We start from the raw sequence: 348 nt of genomic DNA, 5'->3' as shown, positions 1-348 counted from the left end.
TATACATCGAGGTCAGCAGGGAGAATATCGAGTAGTGAGTCGATGGCGCATGTGCGTAGATGTTGTCGAAGCGGGTGGAATCGGCGGCATAGCTCTTTATGTTTGGGGTGACCGGATACTGGCCGCCAAAAGTCTCGATGTATTTCGACGGCACCGACTCCATCATGAAAATCAGCACGTTCTTGATCGGATTTGGTGTCGGCGCCTTGAAACTTGACGTTTCCGCCGGACGCTGCCCGACGCTGGCGACATCGGGATCATTGGCGCCTGCTCTCATCGCGACTGCGACCGGCGTCGAGCTCAACCAGGCCGAGCGAACGAAATAGACAATCGGGTTCTCGATCTTGG

At 55.7% G+C, this 348-nt stretch carries 1 protein-coding gene; it reads right to left on the bottom strand.

All coding sequences use genetic code 11. The features are described from left to right. A partial coding sequence (locus tag EN852_RS36980; protein ID WP_145994155.1) for a sulfatase-like hydrolase/transferase occupies nucleotides 1–348 on the bottom strand: 348 nt, incomplete at both ends.

This window comes from Mesorhizobium sp. M2E.F.Ca.ET.209.01.1.1 (genome assembly GCF_004010375.2).
Taxonomy (GTDB): Bacteria; Pseudomonadota; Alphaproteobacteria; order Rhizobiales; family Rhizobiaceae; genus Mesorhizobium.
Note: the sequence above shows the minus strand (reverse complement) of the source record. Positions and strands in the feature narration are given on the sequence as shown.